This window comes from uncultured Maricaulis sp. (genome assembly GCF_963976135.1).
Lineage (GTDB): Bacteria > Pseudomonadota > Alphaproteobacteria > Caulobacterales > Maricaulaceae > Maricaulis.
The window spans coordinates 1-16,621 of the sequence record NZ_CAXBKN010000068.1; the positions used below are offsets into that span (position 1 = coordinate 1).

At 59.9% G+C, this 16,621-nt stretch carries 29 protein-coding genes; all 29 read right to left on the bottom strand.

Features of this window, described 5'->3' with window-relative positions; translation table 11 throughout:
* The coding region (locus AAC023_RS09940; RefSeq protein WP_339740718.1) for a replication-associated recombination protein A at positions 1-1,133 on the bottom strand (1,133 nt) is incomplete at its 3' end.
* 66 nt (positions 1,134-1,199) lie between these two features.
* Positions 1,200-2,606, bottom strand: a complete 1,407-nt coding sequence (locus AAC023_RS09945; RefSeq protein WP_339740720.1) for a Do family serine endopeptidase — start codon at positions 2,604-2,606, stop codon at positions 1,200-1,202.
* A gap of 78 nt (positions 2,607-2,684) precedes the next feature.
* Positions 2,685-3,107: a 50S ribosomal protein L17 gene (gene rplQ / locus AAC023_RS09950; protein ID WP_339740722.1), complete on the bottom strand. Its 423-nt coding sequence runs from the start codon at positions 3,105-3,107 to the stop codon at positions 2,685-2,687.
* 45 nt (positions 3,108-3,152) lie between these two features.
* Entirely contained in the window at positions 3,153-4,172 is a 1,020-nt protein-coding gene (locus tag AAC023_RS09955; protein ID WP_091770257.1) for a DNA-directed RNA polymerase subunit alpha, read from the bottom strand.
* A 75-nt stretch (positions 4,173-4,247) separates the two neighbouring features.
* Positions 4,248-4,637 (bottom strand): 30S ribosomal protein S11, encoded by a 390-nt coding sequence (gene rpsK, locus AAC023_RS09960; protein ID WP_091770259.1) that lies wholly within the window; start codon positions 4,635-4,637, stop codon positions 4,248-4,250.
* A 10-nt stretch (positions 4,638-4,647) separates the two neighbouring features.
* A complete protein-coding gene (gene rpsM, locus AAC023_RS09965) occupies positions 4,648-5,016 on the bottom strand; it encodes a 30S ribosomal protein S13 (protein ID WP_339740727.1) in 369 nt (122 codons plus the stop codon).
* 144 nt (positions 5,017-5,160) lie between these two features.
* Entirely contained in the window at positions 5,161-5,727 is a 567-nt protein-coding gene (locus tag AAC023_RS09970) for an adenylate kinase (protein WP_339740729.1), read from the bottom strand.
* Positions 5,724-7,025 (bottom strand): preprotein translocase subunit SecY, encoded by a 1,302-nt coding sequence (gene secY, locus AAC023_RS09975; protein ID WP_339740731.1) that lies wholly within the window; start codon positions 7,023-7,025, stop codon positions 5,724-5,726. Before secY ends, AAC023_RS09970 begins: the two co-directional genes overlap by 4 nt.
* Before the next feature lie 66 nt (positions 7,026-7,091).
* Positions 7,092-7,565 (bottom strand): 50S ribosomal protein L15, encoded by a 474-nt coding sequence (gene rplO / locus AAC023_RS09980; RefSeq protein ID WP_339740733.1) that lies wholly within the window; start codon positions 7,563-7,565, stop codon positions 7,092-7,094.
* 39 nt (positions 7,566-7,604) lie between these two features.
* Positions 7,605-7,790, bottom strand: a complete 186-nt coding sequence (rpmD, locus tag AAC023_RS09985; protein ID WP_339740735.1) for a 50S ribosomal protein L30 — start codon at positions 7,788-7,790, stop codon at positions 7,605-7,607.
* A gap of 11 nt (positions 7,791-7,801) precedes the next feature.
* Complete coding sequence (gene rpsE, locus AAC023_RS09990) at positions 7,802-8,404, bottom strand: 30S ribosomal protein S5 (RefSeq protein WP_339740737.1); 603 nt, start codon at positions 8,402-8,404, stop codon at positions 7,802-7,804.
* Positions 8,405-8,416: 12 nt separating this feature from the next.
* Positions 8,417-8,779 (bottom strand): 50S ribosomal protein L18, encoded by a 363-nt coding sequence (rplR, locus tag AAC023_RS09995; protein ID WP_091770273.1) that lies wholly within the window; start codon positions 8,777-8,779, stop codon positions 8,417-8,419.
* Positions 8,780-8,787: 8 nt separating this feature from the next.
* Positions 8,788-9,321, bottom strand: a complete 534-nt coding sequence (rplF, locus tag AAC023_RS10000) for a 50S ribosomal protein L6 (protein ID WP_339740740.1) — start codon at positions 9,319-9,321, stop codon at positions 8,788-8,790.
* A gap of 12 nt (positions 9,322-9,333) precedes the next feature.
* A complete protein-coding gene (gene rpsH / locus AAC023_RS10005; protein WP_339740743.1) occupies positions 9,334-9,729 on the bottom strand; it encodes a 30S ribosomal protein S8 in 396 nt (131 codons plus the stop codon).
* 12 nt (positions 9,730-9,741) lie between these two features.
* The gene (rpsN, locus tag AAC023_RS10010) at positions 9,742-10,047 is read right to left on the bottom strand and encodes a 30S ribosomal protein S14 (protein ID WP_091770280.1); all 306 of its coding nucleotides are present in this window, start codon (positions 10,045-10,047) and stop codon (positions 9,742-9,744) included.
* Positions 10,048-10,095: 48 nt separating this feature from the next.
* Positions 10,096-10,650 carry a 50S ribosomal protein L5 gene (rplE, locus tag AAC023_RS10015; RefSeq protein WP_091770283.1) on the bottom strand — a complete coding sequence of 185 codons (555 nt, stop codon included), beginning with the start codon at positions 10,648-10,650 and terminating at the stop codon, positions 10,096-10,098.
* Entirely contained in the window at positions 10,643-10,960 is a 318-nt protein-coding gene (gene rplX, locus AAC023_RS10020; protein ID WP_091770285.1) for a 50S ribosomal protein L24, read from the bottom strand. The genes rplE and rplX overlap by 8 nt, the downstream gene beginning before the upstream one ends.
* The gene (rplN, locus tag AAC023_RS10025) at positions 10,960-11,328 is read right to left on the bottom strand and encodes a 50S ribosomal protein L14 (RefSeq protein ID WP_339740751.1); all 369 of its coding nucleotides are present in this window, start codon (positions 11,326-11,328) and stop codon (positions 10,960-10,962) included. Before rplN ends, rplX begins: the two co-directional genes overlap by 1 nt.
* Positions 11,329-11,368: 40 nt before the next feature.
* On the bottom strand, positions 11,369-11,605 hold the full coding sequence (gene rpsQ / locus AAC023_RS10030) for a 30S ribosomal protein S17 (protein ID WP_091770290.1): 237 nt from the start codon (positions 11,603-11,605) through the stop codon (positions 11,369-11,371).
* A gap of 3 nt (positions 11,606-11,608) precedes the next feature.
* Positions 11,609-11,815 carry a 50S ribosomal protein L29 gene (gene rpmC / locus AAC023_RS10035; protein WP_091770292.1) on the bottom strand — a complete coding sequence of 69 codons (207 nt, stop codon included), beginning with the start codon at positions 11,813-11,815 and terminating at the stop codon, positions 11,609-11,611.
* A gap of 14 nt (positions 11,816-11,829) precedes the next feature.
* Positions 11,830-12,243, bottom strand: a complete 414-nt coding sequence (rplP, locus tag AAC023_RS10040) for a 50S ribosomal protein L16 (protein WP_339740756.1) — start codon at positions 12,241-12,243, stop codon at positions 11,830-11,832.
* Positions 12,244-12,255: 12 nt separating this feature from the next.
* The gene (rpsC, locus tag AAC023_RS10045) at positions 12,256-12,960 is read right to left on the bottom strand and encodes a 30S ribosomal protein S3 (RefSeq protein WP_091770296.1); all 705 of its coding nucleotides are present in this window, start codon (positions 12,958-12,960) and stop codon (positions 12,256-12,258) included.
* Entirely contained in the window at positions 12,960-13,340 is a 381-nt protein-coding gene (gene rplV, locus AAC023_RS10050) for a 50S ribosomal protein L22 (RefSeq protein ID WP_339740759.1), read from the bottom strand. The genes rpsC and rplV overlap by 1 nt, the downstream gene beginning before the upstream one ends.
* Positions 13,341-13,343: 3 nt before the next feature.
* Positions 13,344-13,622: a 30S ribosomal protein S19 gene (gene rpsS, locus AAC023_RS10055; RefSeq protein ID WP_091770301.1), complete on the bottom strand. Its 279-nt coding sequence runs from the start codon at positions 13,620-13,622 to the stop codon at positions 13,344-13,346.
* 10 nt (positions 13,623-13,632) lie between these two features.
* Positions 13,633-14,469, bottom strand: coding sequence for a 50S ribosomal protein L2 (rplB, locus tag AAC023_RS10060; RefSeq protein ID WP_339740764.1), 837 nt, complete (start codon positions 14,467-14,469; stop codon positions 13,633-13,635).
* Between the two features lies 1 nt (position 14,470).
* Positions 14,471-14,767, bottom strand: a complete 297-nt coding sequence (locus AAC023_RS10065) for a 50S ribosomal protein L23 (protein ID WP_091770305.1) — start codon at positions 14,765-14,767, stop codon at positions 14,471-14,473.
* A gap of 2 nt (positions 14,768-14,769) precedes the next feature.
* A complete protein-coding gene (gene rplD, locus AAC023_RS10070) occupies positions 14,770-15,405 on the bottom strand; it encodes a 50S ribosomal protein L4 (protein ID WP_339740767.1) in 636 nt (211 codons plus the stop codon).
* Positions 15,402-16,163: a 50S ribosomal protein L3 gene (rplC, locus tag AAC023_RS10075; protein ID WP_339740769.1), complete on the bottom strand. Its 762-nt coding sequence runs from the start codon at positions 16,161-16,163 to the stop codon at positions 15,402-15,404. The genes rplD and rplC overlap by 4 nt, the downstream gene beginning before the upstream one ends.
* A gap of 4 nt (positions 16,164-16,167) precedes the next feature.
* Positions 16,168-16,482, bottom strand: coding sequence for a 30S ribosomal protein S10 (rpsJ, locus tag AAC023_RS10080; protein WP_091770311.1), 315 nt, complete (start codon positions 16,480-16,482; stop codon positions 16,168-16,170).
* Positions 16,483-16,621: the final 139 nt, after the last annotated feature.

Here is a 16,621-nt window from a genome sequence, read left to right on the forward strand (position 1 = left end):
CCATAGCCCTGATCCTTCATCATCGCGGTCGGCGCGTTGAGGATATGGGCGGGCGGCATCAGCGAGCCGGTCTCGCGGGCCGATTTCTGGGCGCGTTTCCAGGCGGTGTAGACGGCATTCGATTTCGGCGAACAGGCCAGGTGCACCACGGCCTGGGCCAGGGCCAGATCGCCCTCGGGGCTGCCGAGAAACTGATACGTATCCTTGGCCGCCAGGGCGGCATGGATGGCGGCGCTGTCGGCCAGGCCGATATCCTCGATCGCCATGCGCACGATACGGCGGGCGAGATAGAGCGGGTCCTCGCCGCCCTCGATCATGCGGGCGAGCCAGTAGAGCGCCGCATCGGGATCGGAACCGCGCACGGATTTGTGCAGGGCCGAGATCAGGTTGAAATGCTCGTCGCGCGATTTGTCATAGACCGGCGCGCGCTTGTTGAGCAGACGGCCCAGCTCGGTGCGGTCGATCGGCGTCTCGCGCTCGAAGGTGAAGACTTCCTCGACCAGGTTGAGCAGATAGCGCCCATCGCCATCGGCCATGGCAGCGAGGGCATGGCGGGCATCATCGTCGAGCGGCAGCTTGCGCCCCATTTCCTCTTCGGCGCGGGCGATCAGATCGTCGAGCGCCGCATCATCAAGGCGTTTGAGCACCAGGACCTGGCAGCGTGACAACAGGGCCGCATTGAGCTCGAAGGACGGATTTTCCGTCGTCGCCCCGACAAGCGTCACCACCCCCTCCTCCACAACCGGCAGGAAACCATCCTGCTGGGCGCGATTGAAGCGGTGGATCTCGTCAACAAACAGCAGGGTGCCGCGACCGGCCGCGCGGCGCGCCCGGGCGCGCTCGAAGACTTTCTTGAGATCGGCGACGCCGGAGAAAACCGCCGAGAGCGGCTCAAACTCAAGCCCGCTATCCTCGGCGAGCAGACGGGCAATCGTGGTTTTGCCGACGCCGGGCGGACCCCACAGGATCAAGGACGCCAGCCGCCCCTGGGCGCGCATGCGGGCAATGGGACCATCGCCCTTGAGCAGGTGATCCTGACCGACGACCTCGTCGAGCACGCGGGGCCGCAACCGGTCCGCCAGCGGGCGCGGCGCTTCGGTCTCGAGACCGGCAGCTTCAAACAGACTCGACATGTCGCTAGGCTAGAGCGCCCGGACCGGGTTGCAAGTCTCGCAGACCGTGCCGGGCCCGCATGCTGGCTAGTAGAGCCGCAGAGTCGGTTGATAGCGCTGACCACGTCGGTCGAGCACGATTGGCCACTCACGCTCACCATCGAAACGGCTGGCAATGCTGGCAGCATCCTCGAGGGTCTCGATGGGCTGTCCCATCAGCGAGACCAGACGATCGCCGGGACGGAAGCCATAGCGTGCCGCGACCGAACGGCGCTGGACATTCATCACCACGACGCCATCCAGAAAGGGATCAAGCCCGACGGTTTCGTTGAAAGCCGGCGACAACTGGACCAGGCGAACACCGGAGAGTGGGTTGCGCCCCTCAACAGGCAGGAGTTCTGGCGTGGTCGCACCCGGTGCCGGGGCCACAGGCACATCGAGCTCGATCTCGTCCTCGCCCCGCAAGACCGTGAAACGGGCCGTCTCGCCGGCGGCGCGAATGGCCAGCCGGAAACGGGCACCGGCATCATTACTGATTTCATGGCCGTCAACGGCCAGCACGATATCGCCCTGGCGCAGCCCGCCATCATCGGCTGCCGCTTGCGGATAGACCTCACTGACCAGCGCCCCGCGTGGCCGGACCATGCCAAAGCTCGAGGCGATATCGCCGGTCACGGGCTGCAGGCGCGCGCCCAGCCAGGGCCGGATCAGCTCGCCTTCGCTCAGGGCCGTATCGACCACACGCCGGACCATTTCCACGGGAATCGCAAAGCCGATACCGTTCGAGCCGCCCGAACGCGAGAAAATCATGGAATTCACGCCGATCAGCTGGCCGCGCATATCCACCAGCGCTCCGCCGGAATTGCCCGGATTGATCGCCGCATCGGTCTGGATGAAGGATGCAAAATCGGTCTGGCCAACATCCGTGCGGGCCAGGGCCGAAACAATGCCGCTGGTGACCGTCTGTCCGACGCCAAAAGGATTGCCGATCGCCAGGACCAGATCGCCGACTTCCGGATCATCGGTCATGTTGAAGGGGAGCATGGGCAAAGGCTCGTCAGTCTCGATCCTGAGCACGGCCAGATCGGTCGCCTCATCGGTCAGCAAGACGGTGGCTTCAAATTCGCGCCGGTCAGCAAGCACGACGCGCAATTCAGTCGCGTCGGCGACGACATGGTAATTTGTCACGATGACGCCGGAATGGTCGACGATCACCCCGGAACCCAGGGAGTTCTGCTCGCGCGGTTGCGAGCGGAACATGCGCGAGAACACCGGATCATTGGCAAACGGGTTCTGGCTGTTCACGACCCGGCGCGAATAGACATTGACCACGGCCGGTGCGACATCGCGCACGATAGGCGCAAAGGAGAGCTGCATCTCGACGCGGCTTTCGGGAACAACCCGATCCTGGGCGGCGAGAGCGTTGTCCTGTGCGGCGACGGGGGCCGCAAACAGGATGGATGCAAGAAGCAGATGTTTGATCATGGTGCTCATATAGTCCTGATTTCCGGCATGAAAAAGGCGGCTAGCCTGAGCTAACCGCCTTGATCTGATATTTTGATGACGACAATCTTACTCGTCAGTCATGTCGTTCGCGGCTTCGGCGCGGGCACGGTCGACAGCGCCCTTTGCCGCTGTGTCGCGATCGACCAGCTCGATGACGGCCATCGGCGCATTGTCGCCATGACGGTAACCGGCCTTCAGCACGCGGGTGTAACCGCCGCTGCGCTCGGTGTAACGGCCGCCGAGTGTGTCGAACAGCTTCTTGACCTGGTCCTCGTTGCGAACCTTGGACATCGCCTGACGGCGGCCATGGATATCGCCACGCTTCGCCAGCGAGATGAGCTTGTCCATGAACGGAGCCAGCTCCTTCGCCTTTGGAAGGGTCGTGATGATTTGCTCGTGCTCGATCAGCGATGACGCCATATTGGCGAGCATGGCTTTGCGATGCGAGTGCGTGCGGTTGAGCTTGCGATGTGCGATGCCGTGACGCATGGCTTGATCTCCTCAGGTCCAGTCGGGAGCCTCTCGGCTGCCTTGCTAGACGTGGTCCTCGAAACGTTTGGCGAGATCTTCGATGTTCTCCGGCGGCCAGTTCGGCGCTTCCATGCCAAGATGCAGACCCATCTGGGCGAGAACTTCCTTGATCTCATTAAGTGACTTGCGGCCAAAATTCGGCGTGCGGAGCATTTCCGCCTCCGATTTCTGGATCAAATCACCGATGTAGACGATGTTGTCGTTCTTCAGGCAGTTCGCCGAACGCACCGACAGTTCAAGCTCGTCAACCTTGCGCAGAAGCGCCGGGTTGAAGTCGAGCTCAGGCTTGTCATCTTCGGCCGGACGCGCTTCCACAGCTTCTTCAAAATTGATGAAGATCTGGAACTGGTCCTGCAGGATGCGCGCCGAATAGGCGACAGCATCTTCCGGTGACACGGTGCCATCGGTTTCGACTTCAAGAATCAGCTTGTCATAATCGAGCACCTGGCCTTCACGCGTATTTTCGACGCGGTAGGACACGCGCTTGACCGGGCTGAACAGGGCATCGACGCCAATCAGGCCGATCGGCGCATCTTCCGGACGATTACGGTCGGACGGGACATAGCCCTTGCCGGTATTGACGGTGAATTCCATACGGATTTCAGCGCCAACATCGAGCGTGCACAGAACGAGATCCTTGTTGACGATCTCGATGTCGGCCGTCTCTTCGATATCACCGGCTGTCACCACGCCCGGGCCCGACTTGCGCAGAACAACGCGCTTTGGACCCTCACCATGCATGTGCAAGGCGATTTGCTTGATGTTGAGCACGATATCAGTGACGTCTTCACGAACACCGTCGATCGACGAGAACTCGTGCACAACGCCATCGATATGTACGTTGGTAACCGCTGCGCCCTGAAGCGAAGACAGCAGCACACGACGCAGCGAATTGCCCAGCGTCATGCCAAAGCCGCGTTCGAGCGGCTCGGCAATGATCTTGGCATGTCGAGCCGGGTTATGACCCGGTTCGATTTCCGGCTTCATCGGGCGGATGAGTTCTTGCCAGTTCTTTTCGATCACGTTCTTACTGCCCCTTCATCAGCCGCGCGGGATATCCCGACGGCGCGTTCATTATCCGACTTGCACAAACACGTACTAGACGCGGCGGCGTTTCGGCGGACGGCAGCCATTGTGTGGAATCGGCGTGACGTCCTGGATGGTCGTGATGGTGAAACCCACCGACTGCAAGGCACGCAGAGCCGACTCACGACCCGACCCAGGACCCGAGACTTTCACCTCGATGGTCTTCATGCCGTGTTCCATGGCCTTCTTGCCAGCATCTTCCGCCGCCATCTGGGCTGCATAGGGAGTCGATTTACGCGACCCCTTGAAGCCCATGTGGCCAGCCGATGACCAGGAAATAGCATTTCCTTGTGCATCGGTGATGGTCACCATGGTGTTGTTGAAGCTCGCGCTCACATGGGCAACGCCCGATGTGATGTTTTTGCGTTCGCGCCGCTTAACGCGGCCCTGTTCCTTAGCCATAATCTAGGCCCTACTTTTTCTTGCCAGCAATAGGCTTGGCGGGACCCTTGCGCGTACGCGCATTGGTGTGAGTGCGTTGACCACGAACCGGAAGGCCACGACGGTGGCGCAAGCCACGGTAGTTACCCAGGTCCATGAGGCGCTTGATATTCACGGCAACCTCACGGCGCAGATCCCCCTCCACTTGGTGATCACGATCGATCACTTCGCGGATTTGCAGGACTTCTGCATCCGTCAGCTCGTTGACGCGGCGCTCAGACGCAATGGAAACCTGCTCGCAGATCTCCTTCGCCTTGGCCGGGCCAATGCCGTGGATATAGCTCAGCGCGATTTCCACGCGCTTATTCGTCGGAATATTGACGCCGGCAATACGGGCCACAATCCATCTCCCAAAATCAGAACGCCGTGCGCGAGCGAACCAATGGACAACCTTTCGGTCGCCACATGAGCTCGCCCGTCTCGCGAAGGGCGCTATCTACAGTCAGCATTGCCCCCCCGTCAATGGGGTTGCAACAGGGTTGGTTCAGTTCACGGACAAAGCAGCAGATATTCCTGCAGCTACATCGTCCACAGAGCCCATTCCTGGCACTTCCCGCATTTTGCCTTGAGCGGCATAGAACGGGATTAGTTGCGCCGTTTGGTCCTGGTAGTTCTTGAGGCGCACTTTGAACGCCTCGATATTATCGTCTGCACGTCCTTCTTCGGCCGCACGCTTTTCCATGCGGGCCACAAGTTCCTTGTCATCCACCATCAGGCGAATCACGCAATCCACTTTGCTGCCACGGCGGGCGAGCGCTGCATCCAGCGCCTCTGCCTGCGCCACAGTGCGTGGAAAGCCGTCAAAGATTGCACCGCCGGCAGCTTCCGCCTCCGGCAGTCTCTCCTCGATCAGTTCGATAACGATCGCGTCGGACACCAGATCGCCGGCATCCATGATCGCGGCAACCCGCTGGCCCAATTCGTTCCCCGCAGCCCTGGCGGCGCGCAGCATGTCACCAGTGGACAACTGCACCCAACCGCGCTCTGCGACAAGCCGCTTGGACTGTGTGCCCTTGCCGCAGCCTGGAGGTCCGAACAGGATGACATTCATCGTTTACGGCCCCGCAGCTTCGATTTCTTGATCAGGCCCTCATACTGGTGTGCCAGCAGATGCGACTGGATCTGGGAAATCGTGTCCATTGACACCGACACCACGATCAGGATGGACGTGCCGCCCAGGCCCGCATTCGTGCTCATCATCATCGGCACCAGACAGATCAGGGTCAGATAGAGCGCCCCGATCAGGGTCAGACGCGAGAGCACATAGTCGAGATATTCAGTGGTCCGCTGGCCCGGCCGGATGCCCGGCAGGAAACCGCCATATTTGCGCAGATTGTCCGCCGTCTCTTCCGGATTGAACACCACCGAGGTGTAGAAGAAACAGAAAAAGATGATCAGGGCCGCATAGAGCGCCAGGAAGAGCGGCGAACCGGCCCCGAGATAGGCGACAGCCGTCTGCAGCCATTCCGGCCCGGATTGCGACTGGAAACCGGCAGCGGTTGCTGGCAGCAAGAGCAGCGAGGACGCGAAGATTGGTGGAATAACACCGGCTGTGTTGAGCTTCAGCGGCAGGAAGGAGGTATCTCCCCCAACCATACGATTGCCCTGCTGGCGCTTGGGGTACTGAACCAGAAGCCGACGCTGTGAACGCTCGATAAAGACGACCAGCACCAGGCCGGCGATGATCATCGCCAGACCGCCGAAGAAGACGCCCGGCGACATGCCACCACTGGCACTCAGGCTGAGCGCATTGCCGAGCATGCCCGGGACAGCGGCGATAATGCCGGCGAAAATAATCAGCGAAACGCCATTGCCGACGCCGCGCGATGTGATCTGCTCGCCGAGCCACAGCAGCAGCATGGTGCCGCCAACCAGGGTGACCACGGTCGAGATAATGAAGAAAGGCCCCGGATTCAGCGCCATGCTGAGCCCGTCAGCATTGACCGCATTCATACCCATGGCGATTGCCAGGGCCTGCCCCGTCGCGAGCACGACGGTCAGATAGCGGGAATACTGGTTGATCTGCTTGCGGCCGGCCTCGCCACCTTCCTTTTTCAGCTTTTCAAGGCTGGGAATGGTCGCGGACATCAGCTGCATAATGATTGATGCCGAAATGTAGGGCATCACGTTCAGGGCGAAAATCGCCATGCGCTCGACGGCACCACCGCCCAGCACATTGAACATGCTCAGAATGCCCTGCGAATTCTGTTCGAACACCCGCGCATACTGGACCATGTCGATACCCGGGATCGGAACCCAGGTCCCGAGACGGTAGACAACCAGAATGATGATTGTGAACAGAATACGCTGCTGCAGCTCCTTCGCCTTGGCGAAGGAGCTGAAATTCATATTTGCAGCAAGCTGTTCGGCAGCTGAAGCCATTAGCTATTCCCCTCGCGGCCGACGCTTGACCGCTTATTCCGCGGACGCTGCCGCGGGCAGATTGACTTTACCGCCGGCTTTTTCGACAGCCTCGATGGCTGGCTTGGAAGCGCCGGCAACGGTGATCTCAACCTTGGTCTTCAGTTCGCCCTTTGCAAGGAGGCGGATGCCATCAAGCTCACGACGCACCAGTCCGGCAGTGCGCAGGACATTGGTGTCGATCGGCTGCTTCGCATCGATCAGTCCGGCGTCGATCGCCTTCTGGATCCGGCCGAGATTAATCTCGGCCCAAGCCTTGCGGTTCGGCTTGTTGAAGCCGCGCTTTGGCAGACGCATGTGGAGTGGCATCTGGCCACCCTCAAAGCCCTTGATGGCCACGCCGGAGCGTGACTTCTGGCCTTTTACGCCGCGGCCGCCGGTCTTGCCCTTGCCAGAGCCGATACCGCGACCAACCCGAAAACGGTTCTTGGTCGAGCCATCATTGTCGCGCAATTCATTGAGACGCATGTCATTCTCCATTCGAAAGAGCGGTATCCCGCAGGGGACCTACTCTTCGACGATTTCCACCATATGGCTGACCTTGGCGATCATGCCACGGACAGACGGTGTATCTTCCAGGACGCGCTCGCGGCCGATCTTGTTGAGACCGAGGCCGACCAGAGTTGCGCGTTGATCTGCCGGACGACGGATAGGACTCCGGGTCTGGCGTACTTTGAGTGTCTTCTTGGCCATGACAGCGATCCTTACGCTTCGATCGCTTCGGGTGAGGACGCGCCGTCATCGCGGCGGTTCACCACATCACCAACCTTCAGACCACGCTTGGCCGCAACCGAGCGTGGGCTCGCCTGCGATTTCAGCGCGTCGAATGTGGCGCGGATCATGTTGTACGGGTTGGACGTGCCAACCGATTTGGCAACCACGTCGTGAATCCCGAGGGTTTCAAGCACGGCACGCATCGGGCCACCGGCGATGACGCCGGTACCTGGAGGCGCAGCGCGCAGAACAACCTTGCCGGCACCGTGACGGCCCTTGCCGTCATGATGCAGGGTGCGGCCCTCGCGCAATGGCACACGGATCAAGCTCTTCTTGGCTTCTTCAGTGGCCTTGCGAATGGCTTCAGGAACTTCGCGGGCCTTGCCCTGGCCGAAGCCAACGCGGCCCTTCTTGTCACCGACGACGACAAGCGCGGCGAACTGGAAGTTACGGCCGCCCTTGACCGTCTTGGCAACACGATTGATGTGAACCAGCTTGTCGACGAATTCGTCTTCACGCTCTTGTTCACGACCGCGACCGCGTCCGCGACCCCGATCACCACGATCGCGCTGCTGCTCGTTTGGATGAGCCATGCGTCCGCTCCCTTAAAAGCTCAGGCCGCCCTCGCGGGCCGCCTCTGCAAGCGCTTTGACGCGCCCGTGAAACATATTCCCGCCGCGATCGAAGACGACCTCTTTCACGCCAGCCTTGACGGCGCGTTCAGCGATCATTTTACCCACGATGCCAGCAGCCGTGACGTCGCCCCCCTTCGGGTGCTCCTTCTTGGCGGCTTCCTCGAGCGAACACGCCGCGGCGACAGTGACGCCGTTGGTGTCGTCGATGATCTGCGCGTAGATATTCTTCGAAGAACGGAAGACGGACAGGCGCAAACGCCCATTGGCGAATTTCCGCAGACGGGTCCGCGTGCGCTGGGCGCGACGGACAGATTTTTCGCGTTGGTTTTTCATCGCTCGCCCTACTTCTTCTTGCCTTCTTTGCGGCGAATGTATTCGCCAGCATATTTGATACCCTTGCCCTTATAGGGCTCAGGCGGACGGAAGCGACGGATTTCAGCGGCCACCTGGCCAACTCTCTGCTTGTCCGCACCTTCGATCTTGATCTCGGTGGGCTTCGTAGAGGAAATCGTGACGCCTGCAGGCGGCTCGTAGACAACATCGTGCGACAGGCCCAGGGCCAGCTTCACGGAATTGCCCTGCATGGAAGCGCGATAACCGACGCCGACAAGCTCGAGGTTTTTCTCGTAACCCGTGGTGACACCCTGAACCAGGTTAGCCACCAGAGCGCGCTGCAAGCCCCACATGGAGCGGGCGCGCTTGGTCATATCGCGAGGTGTGACCTTGAAACCATCTTCTTCCTGGGTGACGGACACCTCGGGAACGAACACCATGGACAATTCGCCCTTGGGTCCCTTGACGGTCAGGCCGCTCTCGGTGAGCGTCGAAGTGACGCCGGCCGGGATCGCGACGGGGAGTTTACCGATACGTGACATGGGTTCGCTCCCTTAGCTTACGTGGCAGAGAATTTCCCCGCCCACATTGGCTTCACGGGCGCTCGTATCCGACATCACACCCTGGGGTGTGGAGAGGATAGCGATGCCGAGGCCATTCTGGACAAGGGCGATATCTTTGACGCCGGAATAAACGCGGCGACCTGGCTTCGAGATCCGCTTGATGTTCTGGATCACCGAGTCACCTTCGTAATATTTCAGCTCGATTTCGAGTTCTTTTTGGCCCGAGGAATGTTCGACTTCCGCATAATCGCGGATATAGCCTTCACTCTTCAGGACTTCGAGAACCCGGCGGCGCAAGGCCGAGGCTGGCGTGCTGACCGTCCGCTTATTGCGCATCAGCGCATTACGGATACGGGTCAACATATCGCCGAGAGGATCATTCACCATGCTCGCTCTCCCTTACCAGCTTGACTTGACCATGCCGGGCACCAAGCCCTGGCTGGCCAGATCACGCATCGCGATACGCGACATGCGGAACTTGCGATAGAAAGCGCGCGGCCGGCCCGAAACCAGGCAACGGTTGCGCACGCGCGAGACCGCGGAATTCCGCGGCAGGCTTGCCAGCTTGAGCTGAGCGGCAAAGCGCTCCTCAACCGGCAGGTCCTTATTACGGGCAATCGCCTTGAGCTGCTCGCGCTTGGCAGCGTAACGCTTGACCAAGAGCTCGCGCTTGCGATTGCGCTCCACTGCGGATTTTTTCGCCATTTAATTCCTCCTGCGTGCAGGGCCCGATCGGCCTGCGCCCTTGTTGCGTTAGTTCGAAAACGGAAAATCGAACTCGGCCAACAAAGCCTTCGCTTCTTCATCCGAATTTGCGGTGGTGCACACCACAATGTCCATGCCCCGGATCTTCTCGACCTTGTCATAGTCGATCTCAGGGAAAACGATATGCTCTTTCAAGCCCATCGCGTAATTGCCGCGGCCGTCGAAGCTCTTGCCGTTGAGACCGCGGAAATCGCGGACGCGTGGCAGGGCAATCGTAATCAGTCGGTCGAGGAATTCATACATGCGATCCTGGCGCAGGGTCACTTTGGCCCCGATCACCTGTTCTTCGCGCAGCTTGAAGCCAGCGATCGAATTCTTCGCGACGGTCTGGACCGGCTTCTGGCCGGAGATCGCCTGGAGGTCTTCGAGCGCACCCTTGATCTTCTTGGAATCCTGGGCTGCTTCACCAACACCCATATTGATCACGACCTTGTCCAGGCGCGGGATCTGCATGACGTTGGCATAGCCGAATTTTTCCTTCAGCTTCTCGCGAATTTCGTCGCGATACTTGGTGCGAAGGCGTGGTGTGTAAGAATCAGACATCGATCACCTCACCCGAACTCTTGGCGAAACGCACCTTGCGGCCGTCATCAAGCGTCTTGAAACCGACACGGGTCGGCTCACCAGTCTTCGGATCAGCCAGAGCCACATTTGACTTGTGGATCGTGGCTTCTTTTTCCTTGATCCCGCCCGGATCGGCTTGCGTTGCGCGTGTGTGGCGTTTGACCACATTCACGCCGGCAACGATCATCCGGTCTTCAGCAGGAATCACTTTCATGACTTCGCCGGTCTTGCCCTTGTCACGGCCAGCGAGAATGACGACCTTGTCGCCCTTCTTGATCTTGGCAGCCATTACAGCACCTCCGGAGCCAGCGAGATGATCTTCATGTGGTTCTTGGCGCGCAATTCGCGCGGAACCGGTCCGAAGATACGAGTGCCGAGCGGCTCGTTATTATTGTTGATCAGGACAGCCGAATTGGAATCGAAGCGAATGACGGTGCCGTCCTTGCGCTTGATATCCTTGCGGACGCGAACGACGACCGCTTTACGGACATCGCCTTTTTTCACGCGGCCGCGTGGTATGGCTTCCTTGACGGACACGACAATGATGTCGCCGACGTGGGCATAACGACGCTTCGCGCCGCCGAGCACCTTGATGCATTGCACACGACGTGCGCCGGAATTGTCGGCCACGTCCAGATTTGTCTGCATCTGGATCATCGCAGATCCTCCTTATGAGATGGCGTTATCCAGTCCAAGCCTAGGCTTGAGCCGGAACTACCTCCCACCGCTTAAGTTTCGACTTGGGTGCGCATTCCTGGATCTGGATCATGTCCCCGACCTTGAATGCGGATTGCTCGTCATGCGCGTGATAACGCTTGGTACGGCGAACCGTCTTGCGAAGCAGGGGATGCAGGAATGTCCGCTCCACCCGAACCACAACGGTTTTGGTACCTTTATCGCTCACCACGACGCCTTGCAGGATACGCTTCGGCATCGCTTAGCTCCCTTGCTCTTGCTGCGACTTGCGCTCGCTCTGAATGGTCCGGAGACGCGCGATGTCGCGGCGAACCTGGGTAAAACGAGCCGTGTTTTCCAGTTGGCCGGTGGCCGCCTGGAAGCGCAGATTGAACTGCTCCTTTTTCAGCTTCAGGATATTATCCTTCAGCTGATCTTCGGTCATGGCGCGAACGTCAACGGGTTTCATCGTTCCGCTCTCCCTTACTCGCCCAACCGGGCGACGATTTTTGTCTTGATCGGCAGCTTTGCAGCGCCGAGCGACAGGGCCTCACGTGCGACATCGTCCGGAACACCGTCGATTTCGAACATGATACGGCCCGGTTTCACACGACACGCCCAGAATTCTGGCGTGCCCTTACCTTTACCCATCCGGACTTCAGTCGGTTTCTTGGAAACCGGCACGTCCGGGAAGATGCGGATCCACACACGCCCTGCCCGTTTCATATGACGGGTGATGGCGCGGCGGGTCGCTTCAATCTGACGCGCGGTAACGCGTTCAGGCTCAAGCGCCTTAAGACCGTAAGATCCGAAATTCAGCGTGAAGCCGCCTTTGGCAACACCCTTGATCCGACCCTTATGGGCTTTGCGGAATTTTGTACGTTTCGGTTGCAGCATGACCCGATTTCCTTACGCAGCCTGGCGGCCCGAACGGGCGCGCTGCTCACCCGACTCCTGGAGCCGGCGCTCCTGGGCCATCGGGTCGTGTTCCATGATCTCGCCCTTGTTGATCCAGACCTTGATCCCGATGATACCCATCGCGGTCTTGGCGGAGGCGGTCCCATAATCGATATCCGCACGCAGCGTGTGGAGCGGCACGGAGCCTTCATTATACTGTTCGGTCCGGGCGATTTCGGCGCCGCCGAGACGGCCACCGCAAACGACCTTGCAGCCCTTGGCACCCATACGCATCGCCGACTGCAGTGAACGCTTCATCGCGCGGCGGAAAGCCACACGGCGCTCGAGCTGCTGAGCGATCGATTCCGCGACCAGCGTGGCGTCGATCTCGGGCTTGCGAACTTCAACCAGGTTCAGGAAGACTTCGCCATCGACCATTTTCGAGAGTTCGCGGCGCAGGACTTCGATATCGGAGCCCTTCTTGCCGATCACCACACCCGGACGCGCCGTGTGAACGGTGACCCGGCACTTCTTGTGCGGACGCTCGATCACGATCTTGGAAATGCTGGCGGCCTTGAGGCGCTCTTTCAGCACTTTGCGGATCGCGAGGTCTTCGTGCAGCAGCTTGGCGTATTCGCCAGCCGAGGCGTACCAACGGGAATCCCAGGTACGGTTGATGCCAAGGCGCAGACCGATCGGATTTACTTTCTGACCCATCAGGCGGCCTCCTCAACTTCACGAACCACGATGGTGAGCTCGGAGAATGGTTTCAGGATCTTGGCGCCGCGGCCCCGGGCACGGGCCCGGAAACGCTTCATCACAAGGTTCTTGCCGACGAAGGCTTCGGCAACGATCAGTGAATCGATGTCGAGGCCGTGATTGTTTTCGGCGTTGGCAACCGCAGACTCGAGGGTCTTCTTGACCTCGAGCGAAATCCGCTTGCGCGAGAATTCCAGATCCGCGAGGGCGCGCTCGACCTTCTTGCCGCGGATCATCGCAGCAACGAGGTTGAGCTTCTGGCCGCTCGTACGGATCGTCCGCAATTTTGCCCGCGCTTCATTATCGGCGACGCGGCGGGGATTAGCTGATTTTCCCATCTCTTATCTCCGCTTCGCTTTTTTGTCGGCCGCGTGACCGTAATAGGTCCGGGTCGGGGAAAATTCACCAAGCTTGTGCCCGACCATGTCTTCCGACACGAGCACAGGCACGAACTTGTTGCCGTTGTGAACCTGGAATGTCAGGCCCACGAATTGTGGCATGATGGTGGAACGGCGCGACCAGGTCTTGATCGCTTGCTTGCGTCCGCCTTCGTGCGACTTTTCCGCTTTTTTCAGCAGATAGCCGTCGACGAACGGACCTTTCCAGACAGAACGAGGCATCGTCGGCTCCCTATCGCTTCTTGCGTTCGTGACGCGAGCGGATGATGAACTTGTCCGTAGACTTGTTCTTGCGTGTTTTGGCACCCTTGGTCGGCTTGCCCCATGGGGTCACCGGATGGCGACCACCGGAGGTGCGGCCTTCGCCGCCGCCGTGCGGGTGATCGACCGGGTTCATGACAACACCGCGGACCGACGGACGCTTGCCCATATGGCGCTTGCGACCGGCCTTGCCGAGATTGATGTTGGAGTGGTCCTGATTGGAGACCGCACCGACCGTTGCCATGCATTTGTCAGACACCATGCGAAGCTCGCCCGATGCCAGACGGATCTGGGCATAGCCATTATCGCGGCCGACCAGCTGGACATAAGCACCAGCGGAACGGGCGATCTGACCACCTTTTTCAGGCTTCAATTCGACATTGTGAAGGATTGTGCCCACCGGAACCGATTTGAGCGGCATCGCATTGCCCGGCTTCACATCGACCTTGGCCGCAGCAATGATCACATCGCCTTCAGCCAGGCGCTGTGGCGCCAGGATATAGGATTTCTCGCCATCTTCGTACTGGATCAGCGCGATGAAGGCGGTCCGGTTTGGATCATATTCCAGGCGCTCGACCGTAGCCGGCATGTCCCACTTGCGACGTTTGAAGTCGACAAGACGGTACAGACGCTTGGCACCACCACCGATACGGCGTGCAGTGATCCGCCCCATATTGTTGCGGCCGCCGTGCTTGGACAGGCCCTCAACAAGGGATTTTTCCGGACGGCCCTTGTGCAGTGCGGAACGATCCACAAGCACGAGAGCGCGACGGCCCGGAGACGTTGGTTTGAATGTTCTCAAAGCCATCTTAGAGCCCCGTCGTCACATCGATCGAGTGGCCCTCGGCGAGGGTCACAACCGCTTTTTTCTGGTCATTACGTCGACCGCTAATACCGCGGAAGCGCTTGGTTTTACCGTGAATCCTGATCGTGTTCACGGCCGTCACTTTCACCTTGAAGAGTTCTTCGACCGCCTCGGCGATCTCCTTCTTGTTGGCGCTCAGCGGGACGAAGAAGACAACCTTGCCGTCTTCCGACAGCAGGGTGGACTTTTCCGTGATCACTGGACCCAGGATGGTGTCGTAATGGCGCGCAGCAGCTGACATGTTCAAGCCTCCTTCGCGCTAAAGCGTTCGTGGATTTTCGCCACGGCCGACTTGGTCAATACCAGCGTATCGCGACGCAGCACGTCGTAAACATTCAGGCCCTGGACAGGCAGAACGTCGACGCATGGCAGGTTGCGAGCCGCGAGGGCGAAATTCTCATTGACGGCTTCGCCGTCGATGATCAGCACATTCGACAGGCCGAGGCCGGCGAAGGAGAGGCGCAAATCCTTGGTCTTTGGCGCGCTCAGCACCGCATCATCAAGAATGATGAGCGATTGCGAACCGGCCTTGGACGACAGTGCATGGCACAGGGCCAGCGAGCGCAACTTCTTCGTCAGATCGTGGGCATGGCTGCGAACGCGAGGTCCGTGTGCCTTGCCGCCACCGACGAATTGCGGAGCAGAGCGAGCGCCGTGACGTGCAGTACCGCCGCCCTTCTGCTTGCCAAACCGCTTCTTGGTGCGGGCGATTTCGGAACGGCCCTTGGTCTTGTGCGTTCCTTGTTGCCGAGCGGCGAGCTGCCACTTGACGACACGCTGCAAAAGGTCGGCGCGAACTTCATCGATACCGAAAACGGCATCGTCAAGCTCGATGGCACCGGCATTTTTCGCCGCGAGGGTCTTTACCTCGAACTTCATGCTTCCGTTCCTTCTTCGCCATCAACGGCCACCGGAGCCGGATCGGCCGCCGGAGCGTTGATTGCGTCGAGCGTACGGAACTTGCCAGGGACGGGCAGATCGGCAGCGCCGTGTCCCTTGATGGCATCCCGCAACTCAACCCAGCCACCGGCAGAACCAGGGACTGCACCTTTGACAAGTACCAGGCCGCGATCAGTGTCGACGCGAACAACCTCGATATTCTGGGTCGTCACACGCACGGCACCCATATGGCCGGCCATTTTCTTGCCTTTGAACACCTTGCCCGGATCCTGACACTGACCGGTCGAGCCGTGCGAACGGTGCGAGACCGACACGCCGTGGGAAGCCCGAAGACCACCAAAGCCGTGACGCTTCATCGCCCCTGCAAAACCCTTACCAATCGATGTCCCGGCCACGTCAACTTTCTGACCTGGCACGAAGTGATCGGCGGTCAGCTCGGAGCCGACTTCGATCACGCCGTTTTCCGGAACCCGGAATTCCACAAGCTTGCGCTTGGGAGCAACTTTGGCCTTCGCGAAATGCCCGCGCATCGCCTTTGGCGTGCGCTTGGCCTTTGCGGTGCCGGAACCCAGCTGCAGCGCCAGATATCCGTCGGTGTCGACGGTCTTGTGGGCCACAACCTGGCAACCTTCGAGATGGAGCACAGTGCAAGGCACATGCGATCCGTCTTCGGCGAAGACGCGTGTCATGCCGAGCTTGCGGGCAACCACGCCGGTTCTACGATCTTCCTGGCGCATGGTCCTAGGCTCCCAGCTTGATCTCGACGTCCACGCCAGCGGAGAGGTCGAGCTTCATCAGCGCGTCCACCGTCTGGGGCGTGGGGTCGACGATATCGAGAAGACGCTTGTGGGTCCGGATCTCGAACTGCTCACGCGACTTCTTGTCGATGTGCGGCGAACGCAGCACGGTGAATTTCTCAATGCGCGTCGGCAGCGGAATCGGTCCGCGCACGTTCGCGCCTGTGCGCTTTGCCGTCGAGACGATCTCCCGGGTGGAGCTATCCAGTACCCGATGATCGAAAGCCTTCAGGCGAATGCGGATGTTTTGACGTTCCATCAACCCGATCCCGTTTCTTAAACTTCAAAAAGAGCGAAGCCGGGGCGGCGCGCATTGGCGCCGCCCCAACCAGTGAATGCTATTTAGTCGACGATTTTCGAGACGACGCCGGCACCAACGGTGCGACCGCCTTCGCGGA